Source organism: Streptomyces sp. NPDC057307 (genome assembly GCF_042667665.1).
In the GTDB taxonomy this organism is placed as follows: domain Bacteria; phylum Actinomycetota; class Actinomycetes; order Streptomycetales; family Streptomycetaceae; genus Streptomyces.
Genome location: NZ_JBHUZM010000003.1, coordinates 35,074 through 49,084 on the forward strand (window position 1 = coordinate 35,074; position 14,011 = coordinate 49,084).

At 71.1% G+C, this 14,011-nt stretch carries 18 protein-coding genes; 13 read left to right on the top strand and 5 right to left on the bottom strand.

Annotated features, from left to right (window positions below; genetic code table 11):
• The first annotated feature begins 198 nt into the window (after positions 1-198).
• From ACFUN8_RS01940 to ACFUN8_RS01955, 4 genes are all read left to right on the top strand, one after another.
• On the top strand, positions 199-582 hold the full coding sequence (locus tag ACFUN8_RS01940) for a hypothetical protein (protein ID WP_383630132.1): 384 nt from the start codon (positions 199-201) through the stop codon (positions 580-582).
• Positions 579-1,391 (top strand): transcriptional regulator, encoded by an 813-nt coding sequence (locus tag ACFUN8_RS01945; protein WP_383630134.1) that lies wholly within the window; start codon positions 579-581, stop codon positions 1,389-1,391. Before ACFUN8_RS01940 ends, ACFUN8_RS01945 begins: the two co-directional genes overlap by 4 nt.
• Positions 1,392-1,429: 38 nt before the next feature.
• Positions 1,430-1,870: a roadblock/LC7 domain-containing protein gene (locus ACFUN8_RS01950; protein WP_383630306.1), complete on the top strand. Its 441-nt coding sequence runs from the start codon at positions 1,430-1,432 to the stop codon at positions 1,868-1,870.
• Positions 1,871-1,933: 63 nt separating this feature from the next.
• Complete coding sequence (locus ACFUN8_RS01955) at positions 1,934-2,308, top strand: hypothetical protein (RefSeq protein ID WP_382566711.1); 375 nt, start codon at positions 1,934-1,936, stop codon at positions 2,306-2,308.
• Here ACFUN8_RS01955 and ACFUN8_RS01960 read toward each other — a convergent pair.
• The 3 genes from ACFUN8_RS01960 to ACFUN8_RS01970 form a co-directional block, all read right to left on the bottom strand.
• A complete protein-coding gene (locus ACFUN8_RS01960) occupies positions 2,277-2,924 on the bottom strand; it encodes a hypothetical protein (protein WP_383630136.1) in 648 nt (215 codons plus the stop codon). The genes ACFUN8_RS01955 and ACFUN8_RS01960 overlap by 32 nt on opposite strands.
• A gap of 117 nt (positions 2,925-3,041) precedes the next feature.
• Entirely contained in the window at positions 3,042-3,878 is an 837-nt protein-coding gene (locus ACFUN8_RS01965; protein WP_383630138.1) for a MurR/RpiR family transcriptional regulator, read from the bottom strand.
• A complete protein-coding gene (locus ACFUN8_RS01970; protein ID WP_383630140.1) occupies positions 3,875-5,431 on the bottom strand; it encodes an aromatic amino acid ammonia-lyase in 1,557 nt (518 codons plus the stop codon). Before ACFUN8_RS01970 ends, ACFUN8_RS01965 begins: the two co-directional genes overlap by 4 nt.
• Positions 5,432-5,486: 55 nt before the next feature.
• Here ACFUN8_RS01970 and ACFUN8_RS01975 point away from each other — a divergent pair, with 55 nt between their 5' ends.
• From ACFUN8_RS01975 to ACFUN8_RS01995, 5 genes are all read left to right on the top strand, one after another.
• Positions 5,487-5,657, top strand: a complete 171-nt coding sequence (locus ACFUN8_RS01975) for a hypothetical protein (protein ID WP_383630142.1) — start codon at positions 5,487-5,489, stop codon at positions 5,655-5,657.
• Between the two features lies 1 nt (position 5,658).
• Positions 5,659-5,835 carry a hypothetical protein gene (locus ACFUN8_RS01980; protein ID WP_383630144.1) on the top strand — a complete coding sequence of 59 codons (177 nt, stop codon included), beginning with the start codon at positions 5,659-5,661 and terminating at the stop codon, positions 5,833-5,835.
• A 69-nt stretch (positions 5,836-5,904) separates the two neighbouring features.
• Positions 5,905-6,225 carry a polymorphic toxin-type HINT domain-containing protein gene (locus tag ACFUN8_RS01985; protein ID WP_383630146.1) on the top strand — a complete coding sequence of 107 codons (321 nt, stop codon included), beginning with the start codon at positions 5,905-5,907 and terminating at the stop codon, positions 6,223-6,225.
• Between the two features lie 84 nt (positions 6,226-6,309).
• Complete coding sequence (locus ACFUN8_RS01990) at positions 6,310-6,903, top strand: hypothetical protein (protein WP_383630148.1); 594 nt, start codon at positions 6,310-6,312, stop codon at positions 6,901-6,903.
• Positions 6,904-7,151: 248 nt separating this feature from the next.
• Entirely contained in the window at positions 7,152-7,574 is a 423-nt protein-coding gene (locus ACFUN8_RS01995; protein ID WP_383630150.1) for a hypothetical protein, read from the top strand.
• 288 nt (positions 7,575-7,862) lie between these two features.
• Here ACFUN8_RS01995 and ACFUN8_RS02000 read toward each other — a convergent pair whose 3' ends face one another.
• The gene (locus tag ACFUN8_RS02000) at positions 7,863-9,269 is read right to left on the bottom strand and encodes a cystathionine beta-synthase (protein WP_383630152.1); all 1,407 of its coding nucleotides are present in this window, start codon (positions 9,267-9,269) and stop codon (positions 7,863-7,865) included.
• Between the two features lie 171 nt (positions 9,270-9,440).
• Between ACFUN8_RS02000 and ACFUN8_RS02005 the strand changes: the two genes are divergently transcribed.
• From ACFUN8_RS02005 to ACFUN8_RS02015, 3 genes are all read left to right on the top strand, one after another.
• Positions 9,441-10,463, top strand: coding sequence for an SGNH/GDSL hydrolase family protein (locus ACFUN8_RS02005; protein ID WP_383630308.1), 1,023 nt, complete (start codon positions 9,441-9,443; stop codon positions 10,461-10,463).
• Between the two features lie 255 nt (positions 10,464-10,718).
• The gene (locus ACFUN8_RS02010; protein WP_383630154.1) at positions 10,719-11,939 is read left to right on the top strand and encodes an acetyl-CoA C-acetyltransferase; all 1,221 of its coding nucleotides are present in this window, start codon (positions 10,719-10,721) and stop codon (positions 11,937-11,939) included.
• A gap of 252 nt (positions 11,940-12,191) precedes the next feature.
• Entirely contained in the window at positions 12,192-13,295 is a 1,104-nt protein-coding gene (locus tag ACFUN8_RS02015) for a hypothetical protein (protein ID WP_383630156.1), read from the top strand.
• Here ACFUN8_RS02015 and ACFUN8_RS02020 read toward each other — a convergent pair.
• Complete coding sequence (locus ACFUN8_RS02020; RefSeq protein ID WP_383630158.1) at positions 13,279-13,611, bottom strand: hypothetical protein; 333 nt, start codon at positions 13,609-13,611, stop codon at positions 13,279-13,281. The genes ACFUN8_RS02015 and ACFUN8_RS02020 overlap by 17 nt on opposite strands.
• A 101-nt stretch (positions 13,612-13,712) precedes the next feature.
• Between ACFUN8_RS02020 and ACFUN8_RS02025 the strand changes: the two genes are divergently transcribed.
• Positions 13,713-13,943 (top strand): DUF4287 domain-containing protein, encoded by a 231-nt coding sequence (locus tag ACFUN8_RS02025; protein ID WP_382560856.1) that lies wholly within the window; start codon positions 13,713-13,715, stop codon positions 13,941-13,943.
• The last annotated feature ends 68 nt before the right edge of the window (positions 13,944-14,011 follow it).

The window sequence follows — 14,011 nt, forward strand, 5'->3', positions numbered from 1 at the left end:
ACGGTACGGCGCCTGCACGGCACGGCACAGGGCGACCACGGGACCGCCCCGGGCCGTTCCGTGCGCCGACCCTATCCCCGTGGGGCATGTTCCGTTGGAAATTGCCCGAAATCCCTTCCCCTGTACGTACGTTGCGTAATCTCGCCGTCACTGCCGCACGACGGTGCCTACGCACGACCGGCTGGGAGGGAAGTCCGCGTGCCCGGAATCGACGCTTGTCTGCACGAGATCATGGCCCTGCCCGGTGCCCGCGGAGCGGCGATCGTGGACTGGACCAGCGGTCTCGCGCTCGGTACGGCGGGCGAGTCGCCGAACGGCGATCACGAGACGACCGCGACCGAGACCGCCGAACTGGCGCGGGCCGCCGCCGAGTACGAGGCGTTCGAGGCGGGCGACAGCAAGGGCCCGCCCGTCGAGGACCTGATCGTCACCACCCGTACCGGCTACCACGTCCTGCGTTTCGTCGAGACGACCTTCGACAGCAGCGTCTTCCTTCATCTGTGGCTCGACCGCGACACCGGGAATCTCGCTCTCGCCCGGCTCCGGCTCCAACAGCTCGCCGAACGGCTGGTACTCACATGAACGCCGACACGGCGACTCCCGTCACCCCGCCCGTCACCCCTGTCTCCCCCGTCTCGCCGATGCTCGTCCGGCTGGCGGACGAGCGCGCCACCGGCGCCCTCCTGCGCGACCACGGCACGCTCTATCTCTCCGAAGGCCGCGTCGTGCACGCCGAGAGCCCCGCCGCGCCCGGCCTCGACATCCTGCTGACCACCGGCGGCCGGCTGCCGCGCGACGGCTGGCAGCGGGCGGTCGACGAGGCCGGGGCGCGCCGCGAGGTCGGGCGCTTCCTCGTCGACAGCGGCCGAATAGGCGGCGGCGAACTGGAGATCTGCCATCTCGGCGCCCTGTACGACGCCGCGTTCTTCGCGCTGGCACCGGGCAGCGGCCCCACCCGGTTCCGTTACGGCGTCGCGCACTGGATCGGCCCCGTGCGCCCCGTCTCGGCGGCGGCCGTCGAACGCGAGACGCTGCGCCGCCGCGAACTGCTCGACCAGGTCTGGCCGTACCCCGCCGTCGACACCTCGCCGGTGGTGCCCCGCGCCCCCGCGCCCGGCCAGTCGGTCACCCGCCGCCAGCGCGCGCTGCTGGAGCGGGCCGACGGCGTACGGACACCGGCGGCCATCGCCTGGGCCCTGGGGCGTCCCGCGTTCCACACCCTCCTGGAGGTACGGCGGCTGGCGGCGGCCGGGCTGGTCGACACGCCCCCCGAACCGCCGCCGGACGCCCGGCCGGCCCGGCAGGCCCTCCCCTCCTGGGTCGCCGAGGTCTCCGCCGATCCCGACATCGCCCTGCTCCGCAGGCTCCGTGACGCCTTGGAGGCCCTGTGAGACGCGCCCTGCGGCTGAGCGGCGAGAGAAGACGGCTGATGACGGCGGAGGCCGAAGTCCTCGGGGAGCTACGACGTCTGCGGGCCCGTATCCCCCTGCTCACCGGGGCGCTGGCCGCGAGCACCGACGGCCTCGTCCTCGCCGAGGAGATCTCGGGCGCGGGACCGGCCGGCGGGACAGGCGACGGGGCGGGCGGCGGAACGGGCATCGAGCCCGAGGGCATCGCCGCCCTGACCGCCGCCGCGCTCGGTGTCTCCCTGCGGCTGACCGACAGCACGGGCCGGGGCGGCTTCCGGGAACTGCTCATCAGGGGCGAGCACGGCTATGTGGCCACGTACGCCGCCGGCGGCTCCGCCGTCCTCACCGTCCTCGCCGAGCCGCGGATCAATGTCGGCCGGCTCCATCTGGAGGCCCGCCGGTCCGGGGCCCGGATCGGCGAACTCGTGGACCGCGCCCTCGAACGACCGGAGAACGTCTGACCCATGACCTCAAGCAGAACACCCGCCCGAGCGACCCAGAGACGAAAAGGAAGTGCGACGTTCATGGCCAACACCGAAGCGGCCCTCAAAGAAGCCACCACCTCCATCGAGGGCGCCATAGGGGCCGCCCTCGTCGACTACAGCAGCGGCATGGCCCTCGGCACCCTGGGCGGCGGCAAGGACCTCGATCTGACGGTCGCCGCCGCCGGGAACACCGACGTGGTGCGGGCCAAGGTACGCACGATGGAGATGCTGGGACTCAAGGAGGAGATCGAGGACATCCTGATCACCCTCGGCAGCCAGTACCACCTGATCCGGCTGCTCAAGGGCCGGGGCAACAACGGTCTGTTCCTCTATGTGGCGCTGGACAAGCAGCGGGCGAATCTGGCGATGGCCAGACACCAGCTCAAGAAGATCGAGAACGAACTGGAGGTGTGACGGGAGTCCGTTCCCGCTCGGCCCGCTTGACCCGCTCGGCCCGCTTCTCGCGGGGACGCCGCGCCCCACCGGGTACGGCGTCCCCGGCCTCGACCCCGGTCGTACGGAAGCCCTTGACCTTCTTGCCGACGGGGCTGCCCCGTCCGGCCCAGTCGGTACGGACCCAGAGCAACTCCTCGCCCGCGCGCTCGCCGCGGCCGAGCAGTACGGCCTTCAGCCAGAGCCCGACGCCGGCGCCCGCGAGTGCCGCGCCACCGGCGACCGGTACGGCGAACGAGGCGCCCGCCGCCACGACGAACGCGCCCACCAGCCACCACACATGGGCCCGCCGCCAGACCCGCAGCGTCACCGCCCGGTCCTGGAGGTAGTCGAACTTCCCCGCGCGCGAGGCGGCTTCGGCCCAGCCGCCGTACCGCCGTCGCCGTACGAGCGCGACGGCCGCCGCGCTCAGGACGAACAGCGCCACCCCGACGTACAACCCGACCCGGCGGCCGGTAAGGCCGGGGATCAACAGCCCCACGGCGGCGGCCAGGACCCCCAGCCACCACATCGGGGCCGCGCCGGCCCTCACGATCACCGTCACCCGCGCCAGCGACTGCTGCCCTCCGCGCCCCACGGCCGCCTCCTCTTCAGATTCACCGATTCACCGAAGTTTTGGCGGGCAGATTAATGCGGTTTCCTGAGCTTTTCCTGAGAACGCGGAAGCTGAAGGGGTCTCTTCGACGAAGAGGCACTACTCGACGAACAGCCCTCGGGCCGCCGCCCGCCCGTCGAAGTCCTCCAGGCGTGCCTGCGCGTCCGGCAGGTCGTCGCACATGGCCTCCAGCAGCACCCGCCCCAGCAGCATCGGCGCGCACGCAGTGTCGAAGGCGAGGCCCGTGCCGACGGCCGCCGGGATCAGCAGGTCGCTGTGGGCGGCGACGGGCGCGAAGGCCGAGTCGGCGACCGTGACCACGAACAGCCCGGCCGCGCGCGCGTAGTCCAGCGCCTCCACGACCTCCTTGGGGTGGCGCGGCAGCGCGAAGCAGAGCAGGGCGCTCGCGCCCGCGCGCCGTGCCGCGTCGACCCGGTCGGCGAGCATCGTGCCGCCCTCGTCCAGGAGCCGGATGTCGGGGTGGACCTTGGCCGCGAAGTAGGCGAATCCCTTGGCCTGGGCGGACGCGGCGCGCAGGCCGAGGACGGGCAGCGGGGTGGAGGCGGCCAGTACGCGGCCCGCCCGCTCGACCGGGCCCGGGTCGGCGAGCAGGTCGGCCAGTTGCCGCAGATTCTCCAACTCGGCGTGCACGGCCTGCTGGTACTCGTTGTACTCGGCCGTGCCCGCGTCCTGGTCGGCGGGCGCGACGTCCCGCAGGTGCTTGCGCAGCGCCGGATAGCCGTCGAAGCCGAGCGCGACGGCGAAACGCGTCACGGACGGCTGGCTGACCCCGGCGAGTTCCGCCAGCTCGACGCTGGAGAGGAACGGCGCGTCGGCGGCCCGGCGCACCATGCTGTGCGCGATACGCCGCTGGGTGGGCGTGAGCCGGTGGCCCTCGAAGAGCTGCTGGAGCCGGGCGGCCGGACTGTCGCTCACGCGATCCCCCTGGTGGTGCCTGTCATGCCGGTCATGGCCGCCCCGCTCATGTCGTCCGCCGTGGAGGCGAGTTGGTCGAGCAGCCGCGCCGCCGCCGTCACATCGTCCGTCAGCGGCCGGTCGGCGATCTCCGCGTCCAGTACGGACTCGGCCAGGGCGAAGGCTCTGCCGACGGGCAGTCCGGCCTCGGGCCTGAGGTCCCGCTGGCGCAACGCCCGTACGGCGGCGACGAGTTCGCAGCCGACGACGAGACGGTACGCCTCGCACGCCCGCAGCGTCTGGCGTGCGGCCAGCGAGGCGAAGCTGGCCTGCTCCTCCACGCCACGGGACAGTACCGCGTGGCCGAGCGAGGCCGGCGCGGAGAACGCGCGCAGGTCGCCGAGGGCGGCCCCGGCCGCGTACTCCAGGATCATCACGCCGGAACTCGCCGGCTCCGCGTCGGCGAGGAAGGGCCGCAGCCGGGTGAAGCCGGGCTCGTTCAGCGCGGAGAGCCGGGAGGTGGACAGCCGCGCGGTCTGGACGACGGCGAGCCTGAAGTGGTCGAGCGCGAGCGCGAGTTGGGCGAGGTAGAAACCGCCGTGGTGGTACGCGGCGGGGGCCAGGTCGTCGTCCGAGCCCGGACAGATCAGCGGGTTCTCGGCGGCGGAGTTGATCTCGACGGCGAGCGCGCGCTCCAGCGCGTCGGCGGCGTCCCGCGCCGGCCCGTGGACCTGCGGCACACAGCGGAAGCCGTACGGGTCCTGGATACGGCCGAGCGGCGGGGTGGGGCGCTCGGGGGCGCCGAGTATGTGCCGCATCCGGGTGGCGACGGCGTACGAGCCGGGGTGCGGGCGCGCGGCGTGGACCGGTTCGGCGTACGCCTCGTAACTGCCGTCCACGGCGAGCAGCGAGAGCGCGGCGACGAGTTCGGTGGCGGCGATGAGGCGGCCCAACTCGTCGAGCGCGAGCGCGGCCTGACCGAGTGTCAGCGCGTTGCTGCTGATGAGGGCGAGGGCGTCGTTGTTGTCGAGGGCCTGCGCCTCGGGCGGCCGGCCGCCCTGCCAGGGGTGTTCCCCGACGAGGGCGAGGCCGAGCTGGGAGAGGGCGGCGATGTCACCGGTGCCGACCGAGCCGAACTCGTTGACGACCGGGTGCGCGCCGGCGGTCAGTGCGTCGCAGAGCGCGGTGACGACGGTGGGCCGCAGCCCGGCGCCACCGGCGAGGAGCTGATTGGCCCGCACGGCGAGCATGGCGCGGACCTCGCGCGCGGGCAGCGGACGGCCGATGGCCCCGGCGTGACTGCGCAGCAGCCGCAACCCGTGATCGGCGGCGGTACCGGAGGGCACGGCCTCGGTACGATTCGCGCCGACCCCGGTGGACCGCCCGTAGACCCGCCCGGAGGCGGCGAGCTCCCGCGCGGTGTGCCAGGACTGCTCAACCCGCTTCATCCCGTCGGTCCCGGCCACGGGCCGAGCGTCCCCGTCGGCCAGCCGGACGATGTCGGCGACGGGGAGACTCTGACCGTCGAGAACGACGAGGGCGGGGCGCACGGGGGCGGCACGACCGTCCGGCATGAGGGACACCGCCCTTCGAGGCATTGACAAACTATTCAGTCAACGAGAACTCTGCATGACTATATGCAGCCCCGGCAAGGAGCGCGCGGGATCGGTGACGGCCGACGGCCGTGGGGCGCCGATCCGATGGGCCGCATCCACGGGAATCCGACAGGGCCACCCGCACCACGGCGCGCCCGCCATGGGCACCCGCGACGGGAACGGCGACGGGCGCCCCGCCCGGTGAGGTGCTGGCCTACGACTACGCCGAGTTGCAGCGTCGGACGACGATGACGGGCTCGACCCCATACGTCACCAGCACCGGCTATTCCAAGAACAGCCACCCCCAACAGCTGGAACCGTCCACGGGCAGTGGGAAGGAGGTCTGGCAGACCTTCGACTACGAGACCGGCCGGACCGGCTGACCCGCTTGGGCGTGGACGTGGACGTGTCGAACGCCGAAGGGGGGCGCAGCGCCGTCAAGGAACACGATCGTGACCGAGGACGACAAGCACTTCGTCGACCTCACCATTCAGACTGAGTCAGGCGATCCGGCCGCCCTGGTCTCCACCACAACACACCCGTTCCGGGTGGAGCCCGAGGGCTCGTGGGTCGATGCCGGTGACCTCGAACCGGGAATGACGCTGCGCACCCCGGCCGGTGACACCCCCACACTCCAGGCCACACGCTACTTCGACCAGCGCCAACGCACCCACAACCTCACGGTCACGGGCATCCATACGTATTTGGACAGGACATTAAAATTCACATGCCGCAGACGAGGCTGGCGTCACAGCAATCTACTATCTCGCTGAAGGAACTCCGGAGTCTGCCATCAGACAGGCAAAGAAAGCCTTCGGAGAGGGAAACGTGCACGCCTTCAACATGGAGTTTTGACCATGTCTGACGCCTACATCTCGTGGTATCGATCTCGGACGTCTCAGAGCGAATTTCTGAGTCTCGCGAGAACATTTGGCGAGGTGGGTATCTCGCTCACGCATCCGAGCGTTGGATCCGCGATCCTGCTGGACGTTGACGGTGGTCAGGTGGCGATGCCAACTGACAGGGTTGCCGAGCTCGTCGGCTTCGCAATCGGGGCGCTCAATGTGGAATGGTGGTTCTCCTCGGACGTTGACCTGACATGCCACTTCACCTACGAGCCGTTCGGCTGGGAGAAGCAGACTTACTATCTGGACGGTCTCACCTCACCAGAGGTACGCAGGGTTGAGACAGCACTCTTCAAGAGGGTGCTTGCCAACCCGTCCGACACGGCGGCTCTCATCGTTGACGAGACCGGCAACACGGCCGAATTCGACTGGGACGAGGTGATTCGCGGAGATTCGTCGAGTCTTGATGCAGCACCTCAGGCGTTGATTCTGGACGCTTCGATCGTGGATCGACTCCATGGGCATTCGGAAAAAACTACACAGAGCGATATCGGGTCTGATTTGAGGCTCATGACAAGCAAGAATTGGACGGCTCCGGATACATAATTGAGCCCTCCATGGACGTCCTTGACCGCGGCAAGGTCCGCGCCGTTCCTCCGGCTGTGGAGTGCCACAGGTCGTGGGCCGGATCGTCTGCGGACATGAGCGGATGAGCAGCCCGCCCGGCCCGTGGCTGGTGCCCAGCATGTGCTGGGCACCAGCCACGGGCCGCTAACTGCGCCCTGCTACCCCGAGCCAAAGAGGGGGGATAGCCCCACTGTTCCGGTGGGCTCCGGCTTCGTACCGTTGGCGGCATGGAAGCCCGCGACCCTGAGCTCAAGAAAGAGCTCGACGCCACCCTTCAGGCCCGCCGCGAGCTGGGGCCCGAGTACGAGTCCGCGCTCATCGAGTCGTTCCTGGAGAAGCTCGATCAGCGCCTCGACAGCACGACCGACCGTCGTGTCCGGCGTCAGCTCGCCGAACAGCAGATGGTCGTCGCCCGCGGCGCCCGGCCGCCCAGCAGCGGGGAGTCGTTCGCCGAGCGCTACGGCTTCGCCGTCGTCTCGCTGGTGCTGGCCATCCCGCTCTCCGCGATCGCCGTGGTGCAGGCGGACTTCGCCGGGCTCTGCGTGGCCTGGCTCGGCATCGTCGGGGTGAACGCGGCACACGCGGCCGGCGGTGTGCCCTGGGCTCGTCGCCGCACGCGGCCGAAGCAGTCGTCCGACTGGGAGGACTAGGGCCCGCACAGCAGCGCTGCCGGTCCACCGGGGGGACCGGCAGCGCCGGGGACGGAGATGTCGCGGGGACCGCCGCACCCCCGTTTCCGGAGGGCGGGACGACGGCGGTCCCCGCGAGGGACTCGGGCCGGGTCAGTACCGGCACCGTGTCCAAGTGGCGTCCATGGGTCCGGGAGCCGCTCCGGAGATCACTGACGCCGACAACAACTACTGTGGCCGAGCCGTGTTAAGTGCGTGCTGCGCGTAGATGTCGCGCTGGTACCACTTTCACGAAGCCCCGCACAGGCCCTATTTGACGGCGTCCTTCGCGTCCTTCGCGAGGAACGCGAGCAGGTCCTGCCGGCTCACCACGCCCGTCGGCTTCCCCTCCACCAGCACGATCGCCGCGGTGGTGTTGTCGCCGCTCAGCGCCGCCATCAGGTCGGCCACCGGCTCGCCCGAGCCGACCTGCGGCAGCGGGCCCGACATGTGTTTCTCCAGCGGGTCGCCGAGCGAGGCGCGCCGTGCGAAGAGCGCGTCGAGCAGTTCGCGCTCCACGACGGAGCCGATCACCTCGGCCGCCATGACGTCCGGGTGGCCGGCGCCGGGCTTCACGATCGGCATCTGGGAGACGCCGTACTCGCGCAGGACCTCGATCGCCTCGCCGACGGTCTCCTCGGGGTGCATGTGTACGAGTGAGGGAAGCGCGCCGCCCTCCTTGTACCGCAGGACGTCACCGACCCGGGGGGTGTCGCCGCCGTGGTCCAGGAAGCCGTAGTCGTTCATCCACTCGTCGTTGAAGATCTTGCTGAGGTAGCCGCGGCCGCTGTCGGGCAGCAGCACCACGACCACGTCGTCCGGGCCGAGCCGTTCGGCGACCCGCAGCGCCGCCACGACCGCCATCCCGCAGGAGCCGCCGACCAGCAGGCCCTCCTCCTTGGCGAGGCGTCGCGTCATCTGGAAGGAGTCCTTGTCGGACACGGCGACGATCTCGTCGGTGACGGCCGGGTCGTACGCGCTCGGCCAGAAGTCCTCGCCGACGCCCTCGACCAGATACGGGCGGCCCGAGCCGCCCGAGTAGACGGACCCCTCGGGGTCCGCGCCGACGACCTGGACGCGGCCCTCGCTGACCTCCTTCAGATACCGGCCGGTGCCGGTGATCGTGCCGCCCGTGCCGATGCCGGTGACGAAGTGGGTGATCCGCCCGTCCGTCTGGTCCCACAGCTCGGGACCGGTGGTCTCGTAGTGCGAACGCGGGTTGTTCGGGTTGCTGTACTGGTCCGGCTTCCAGGCGCCCGGCGTCTCGTTCACCAGCCGGTCGGAGACGTTGTAGTACGAGTCCGGGTGCTCGGGGTCGACCGCCGTGGGGCAGACGACGACGTCCGCGCCGTACGCCCGCAGCACATTGATCTTGTCCGTGGAGACTTTGTCGGGGCACACGAAAATGCAGTGGTAGCCCTTCTGCTGGGCCACGATCGCCAGCCCGACGCCGGTGTTGCCGCTCGTCGGTTCGACGATCGTGCCGCCGGGCTTGAGCTCGCCGCTCTCCTCCGCCGCCTCGATCATGCGCAGGGCGATCCGGTCCTTCACCGAACCGCCGGGATTGAAGTATTCGACCTTGGCCAGGACGGTCGCCTGAATGCCCGAGGTCACATGGCCCAGCTTCAGCAGCGGGGTATTGCCAACCAGACTGATCATCGAGTCGTGGAATTGCACCGTTGTCTCCGGGGTCTCCGTGATGGTCCGGCCAGCGTATGCGTACGCGGAAGAGATTGGGCCACGCCCGTTACGGGGCAATTACCTCTTGCTGGTCTTATTGCAGTGTGTGAACCGCTACAGCGTGTGTACGGCTAGAGGGAGGTGACCCGGACTGTGTCGAGAGCGAGGGTGGCACGGCGGATCGCGGCGGGCGCCGCCTACGGCGGGGGGAGCGTCGGTCTGATCGGAGCGGCCGGAGTGGGGCTCGTCCTGGCCGAGGTCCAGCTGGCGAAACGGTCGGTCGGCGGCGGTACGGCGCCGATCCCGCCCCGGGGCAACGGCTGGTACGGGCTGGCGTACGGCCACACGGACCCCATCCGGATGGGCATGCTGGGCGACTCCACGGCGGCCGGCCAGGGCGTCCGGCGGGCGGGCCAGACACCGGGGGCGCTGCTCGCCTCGGGCCTGGCGGCGGTGGCGGAGCGCCCGGTGGACCTGCGGAACGTGGCGCAGCCGGGGGCCCAGTCGGACGATCTGGAGCGCCAGGTGACGGTGCTGCTCTCGGACGCGTTCCGGGCCCCGGACGTCTGCGTGATCATGATCGGCGCGAACGATGTCACGCACCGGATGTCGGCCACGGCCTCGGTCCGGTATCTCGCGACGGCGGTACGGCGGCTGCGGACGGCGGGCGCGGAGGTCGTCGTGGGCACCTGTCCGGACCTGGGGACGATCGAGCCGGTGTACCAGCCGTTGCGCTGGCTGGCCCGCCGGGTGAGCAGACAGCTGGCGGCGGCCCAGACGATCGTGGCGGTCGAGCAGGGCAGCCGTACGGTCTCGCTCGGCGATCTGCTCGGGCCGGAGTTCGAGGCGAACCCCCGCGAGATGTTCGGCGCAGACAACTACCATCCCTCGGCCGAGGGGTACGCGACGGCCGCGATGGCGGTCCTGCCGACGCTCTGCGCGGTGCTCGGCCTGTGGCCGGAGACGGACCACCTGGACTCCTCGCGCGACGAGGACATCCTGACGGTGGCGAAGGCGGCATCGGCGGCGGCGGCCGAGGCGGGCACGGAGGTCACGGGCGCGCGGGCGCCGTGGGCCCTGCTCAAGCACCGCAGGCGCCGGCGTCTGCCGGCGCCGGAGCCCACCCAGACGGAACCGGCCGCGCCGCCGTCCCCGCCGCCGCCTCCCAAGGAGGGGGCCAACCGCAGGTGACGCGGGGTGGTGCCGCGGCCGGACCGCCCCCGGCGACCCGCGCGGCCCACGGGCCGGGGTGGCGAACCGGCGACCCGCACGGCCCATGGGGCAGTGAACCGGCCACCGGAGGTTGCTGAGCGCTTGCTTAGCAGCTTTCGGCGTGGCACGCTGCGGCCCTCGTCACACGTCCGGCCCGGTGACCCGGGCCGTACGTGCGGGTAACTTCGCAAGACGGCACTTCCGCCGTACCGCACCCGCCCCTCTGGAGCCGTGATGCCCGAAGCCGTGATCGTCTCTGCCGCCCGCTCCCCCATCGGCCGGGCCTTCAAGGGCTCCCTGAAGGAGCTGCGGCCGGACGACCTGACCGCCACCATCATTCAGGCCGCGCTCGCCAAGGTCCCCGAGCTGGATCCGCGCGACATCGACGACCTGATGCTCGGCTGCGGCCTGCCCGGCGGCGAGCAGGGCCACAACCTGGGCCGGATCGTCGCCGTACAGATGGGGATGGACCATCTCCCCGGCTGCACCGTCACCCGTTACTGTTCCTCCTCGCTCCAGACCTCCCGCATGGCGATGCACGCCATCAAGGCGGGCGAGGGCGACGTCTTCATCTCGGCCGGTGTGGAGATGGTGTCCCGCTCCGTCAACGGCTCCAGCGACGGCATGCCCGGCACCCACAACCCGGTCTTCGCCGACGCCGAGGCCCGTACGGCCACCGTCGCGGCCTCCGAGGGCGCCGACTGGCACGACCCCCGCGAGGACGGTCTGGTGCCCGACGCGTACATCGCGATGGGCCAGACCGCCGAGAATCTGGCCCGGCTCAAGGGCATCACCCGGCGCGACATGGACGAGTTCGGCGTGCGGTCGCAGAATCTCGCCGAGGAAGCCATCAAGAACGGCTTCTGGGAGCGCGAGATCACCCCCGTCACGACGCCCGACGGCACCGTGGTCGCCAAGGACGACGGCCCCCGCGCCGGCGTCACCCTGGAGGGCACCCAGGGCCTCAAGCCCGTCTTCCGCCCCGACGGACTGGTCACGGCCGGCAACTGCTGCCCGCTCAACGACGGCGCCGCCGCGCTCGTGATCATGTCGGACACCAAGGCGCGCGAGCTGGGCCTGACCCCGCTGGCCCGGATCGTCTCCACCGGCGTCACGGGTCTCTCGCCGGAGATCATGGGGTACGGCCCCGTCGAGGCCAGCAAGCAGGCGCTGGGCCGCGCGGGCCTGGGCATCGGCGACATCGACCTGGTGGAGATCAACGAGGCGTTCGCCGCGCAGGTCATCCCCTCCTACCGGGACCTGGGCGTCGACCTCGACAAGCTGAACGTCAACGGCGGCGCGATCGCCGTCGGCCACCCCTTCGGCATGACGGGCGCCCGGATCACGGGCACGCTGATCAACGGGCTCCAGTTCCACGACAAGCAGTTCGGCCTGGAGACCATGTGCGTCGGCGGCGGCCAGGGCATGGCCATGGTGATCGAGCGGCTGAGCTGAGCTGAGCCGGGGCGTGGGGCAGGGGCCGCCGAATCCCGTCGAGCCCCAGTCGTGACTCAATCTCCCCCAGGATGTGACCTACCGCCTGGGGGAGGCCAAATTACCCTGGTCACGGCAGTGGCAGGCCGACCGTAAGGCCGAAAGACCTGTCCAATTCATGACGTAATGCACTGCCGACGTGCGCGCCCCCACGACAAGCTGATGTAGGAAGTCGGGGGACCATTGAAGACCGGGAGTAAGTCAGTGAGCGCCATGTCTATTGCCCTGCTGCTCACCACGGCCGCCGCCACGGCCGTGGGCGTCGCCGCCCTGCACGCCGCTCATGGGCTGCGGCGCGAGGTCACGGCCCTGCGCGGCGAACTGTTCCTGGCGAATCCGGCCGGCCACGCCGCCGTACCGCAGGCCCGCTCCGGCGATTCGGCGCCGGCCGCCGCCACATCCACCGAGGACATACGGCTGGCGGTCGCCGAGGCCCTGGCCGAGGAGCGCGAGCGGGAGCTGGCCGAGGCGCGCGCCTTCTGGGCCGCGCAGGAGGCCCGCGACGCCAGCGACGCACCGTCGCTGCTGGGCGGCTTCATCGGCCCCGGCTCCGACGACGGCCCCTTCTACGTGCCGCGCCAGGCCGACTTCGTGGGCCTGGAGGCGCTGGACCTCGACGCGCTCGACCGCGCCGACCGCGCCCGCCGTGCCACGGAGGACGACTACGACGACCTCGCGGAGCTGGCGGAACTCGCCGAGCTGCGGGAGAGCGGCGAGCTGGGGGACCACACCGAGGCCGCGGATCTCGGGGAGTACGACGACCTGGAGAACCTCGGGGACTACACCGACTTCGAAGCGCTGCCCGCGCTCCCGGAGCTGAGCGAGGTGAGTGAGGTGAGTGAGGTCAGCGAGGTCGGTGAGTTCGCCGAGGACTCCCCCGAGCTGGCCGCCGCCCGCCGCAGGCACCCCTCGCACCCCGACTTCGTCCCCGTCCGCACGCCGGTCGTCACCGACCACGAGCGCACGGTCGCGCGGCTGGAGGAGCTGGCCGACGCGCGTACCGCGCTCGCCGACGTCCGGCCCGGCCCGCTGGGCACGCTCGACGTGTACGTCTTCACGGACGGTACGACGCTCTGCATGACGCCGGGCCACCGCGAGACCGCGGAACGCCTCGCGGGCGCGCTGCGCGCCGGCGGTACGCCGTTCCTGCTGGGCGGCTCGGGTGTCTCGGGGGCGTACGCCCTCACGTTCTCGTGCGGCGCCTCCGCCGGTGCGGACGACGTCCGGTGCGCGGGGAACGCGGGTACGACGGGTGAGAGCGCCTCCGCCGACGACCACATCTACATTCTCGCGGACCGGGTCATAGCTTCGCTCTAGCCACGGCCCGCTCCACCGCCCTCACGGCCTCGTCCAGTTCCGCCACGGACGGGGCCGTTCTCAATGCCTCCGCCAAGTCACCCGCCGCGACGGTGAGTTGATCGGCGACGACGAAGACACCGACGTCCGGCATGATCCTCGGCGGTTCCGGCAGAACGCCGTCCGGGGCTTCGACGCGCTGGGCGGTCACGGACAATTCCCTGGCCAGGGCCAGCCCTTCGGCCGCGGCCCCGCGCTGCAGCCTGCTCTGCGGGGCCGCGCGCAGCCGGTCGGCGAATCGGTCCACGGCAGCGGTCAGCGGCGTCGTATCAAGCACCCCGCGACCCTACGCGCCCCTCCCGGACTGTTGCCAACGGGCGAACGCTCAGGCACGGTGACGTGAAGGACCAGTACGCGAAGCAGCGTCCGGAGGCGCCGATGTCCGTTGTTTTCTCCGAAGAGACCCACCGCAACCTGCTGTCCCGTATCCCACACTGCACCGGCCGCGAGATCACCGACTGGCTCCGCACGGTCGACGACGGCCCCGCCCTTGTCCGTTTCGACGAGAAGGTCGCCTGGCTCCGCGGCGAGTACGACCTCGCGTACGGGCACGCGAAGGCGATCATCCACGAGTACGACCTGAGGCGGGCCGCCCGCAGACTGGGCTGACGGCGCGGGCCGAGGCCGGCCGCCGGGCGAAGACGACCGAAGGGGTCCACGGGCTGCTGCCCGTGGAC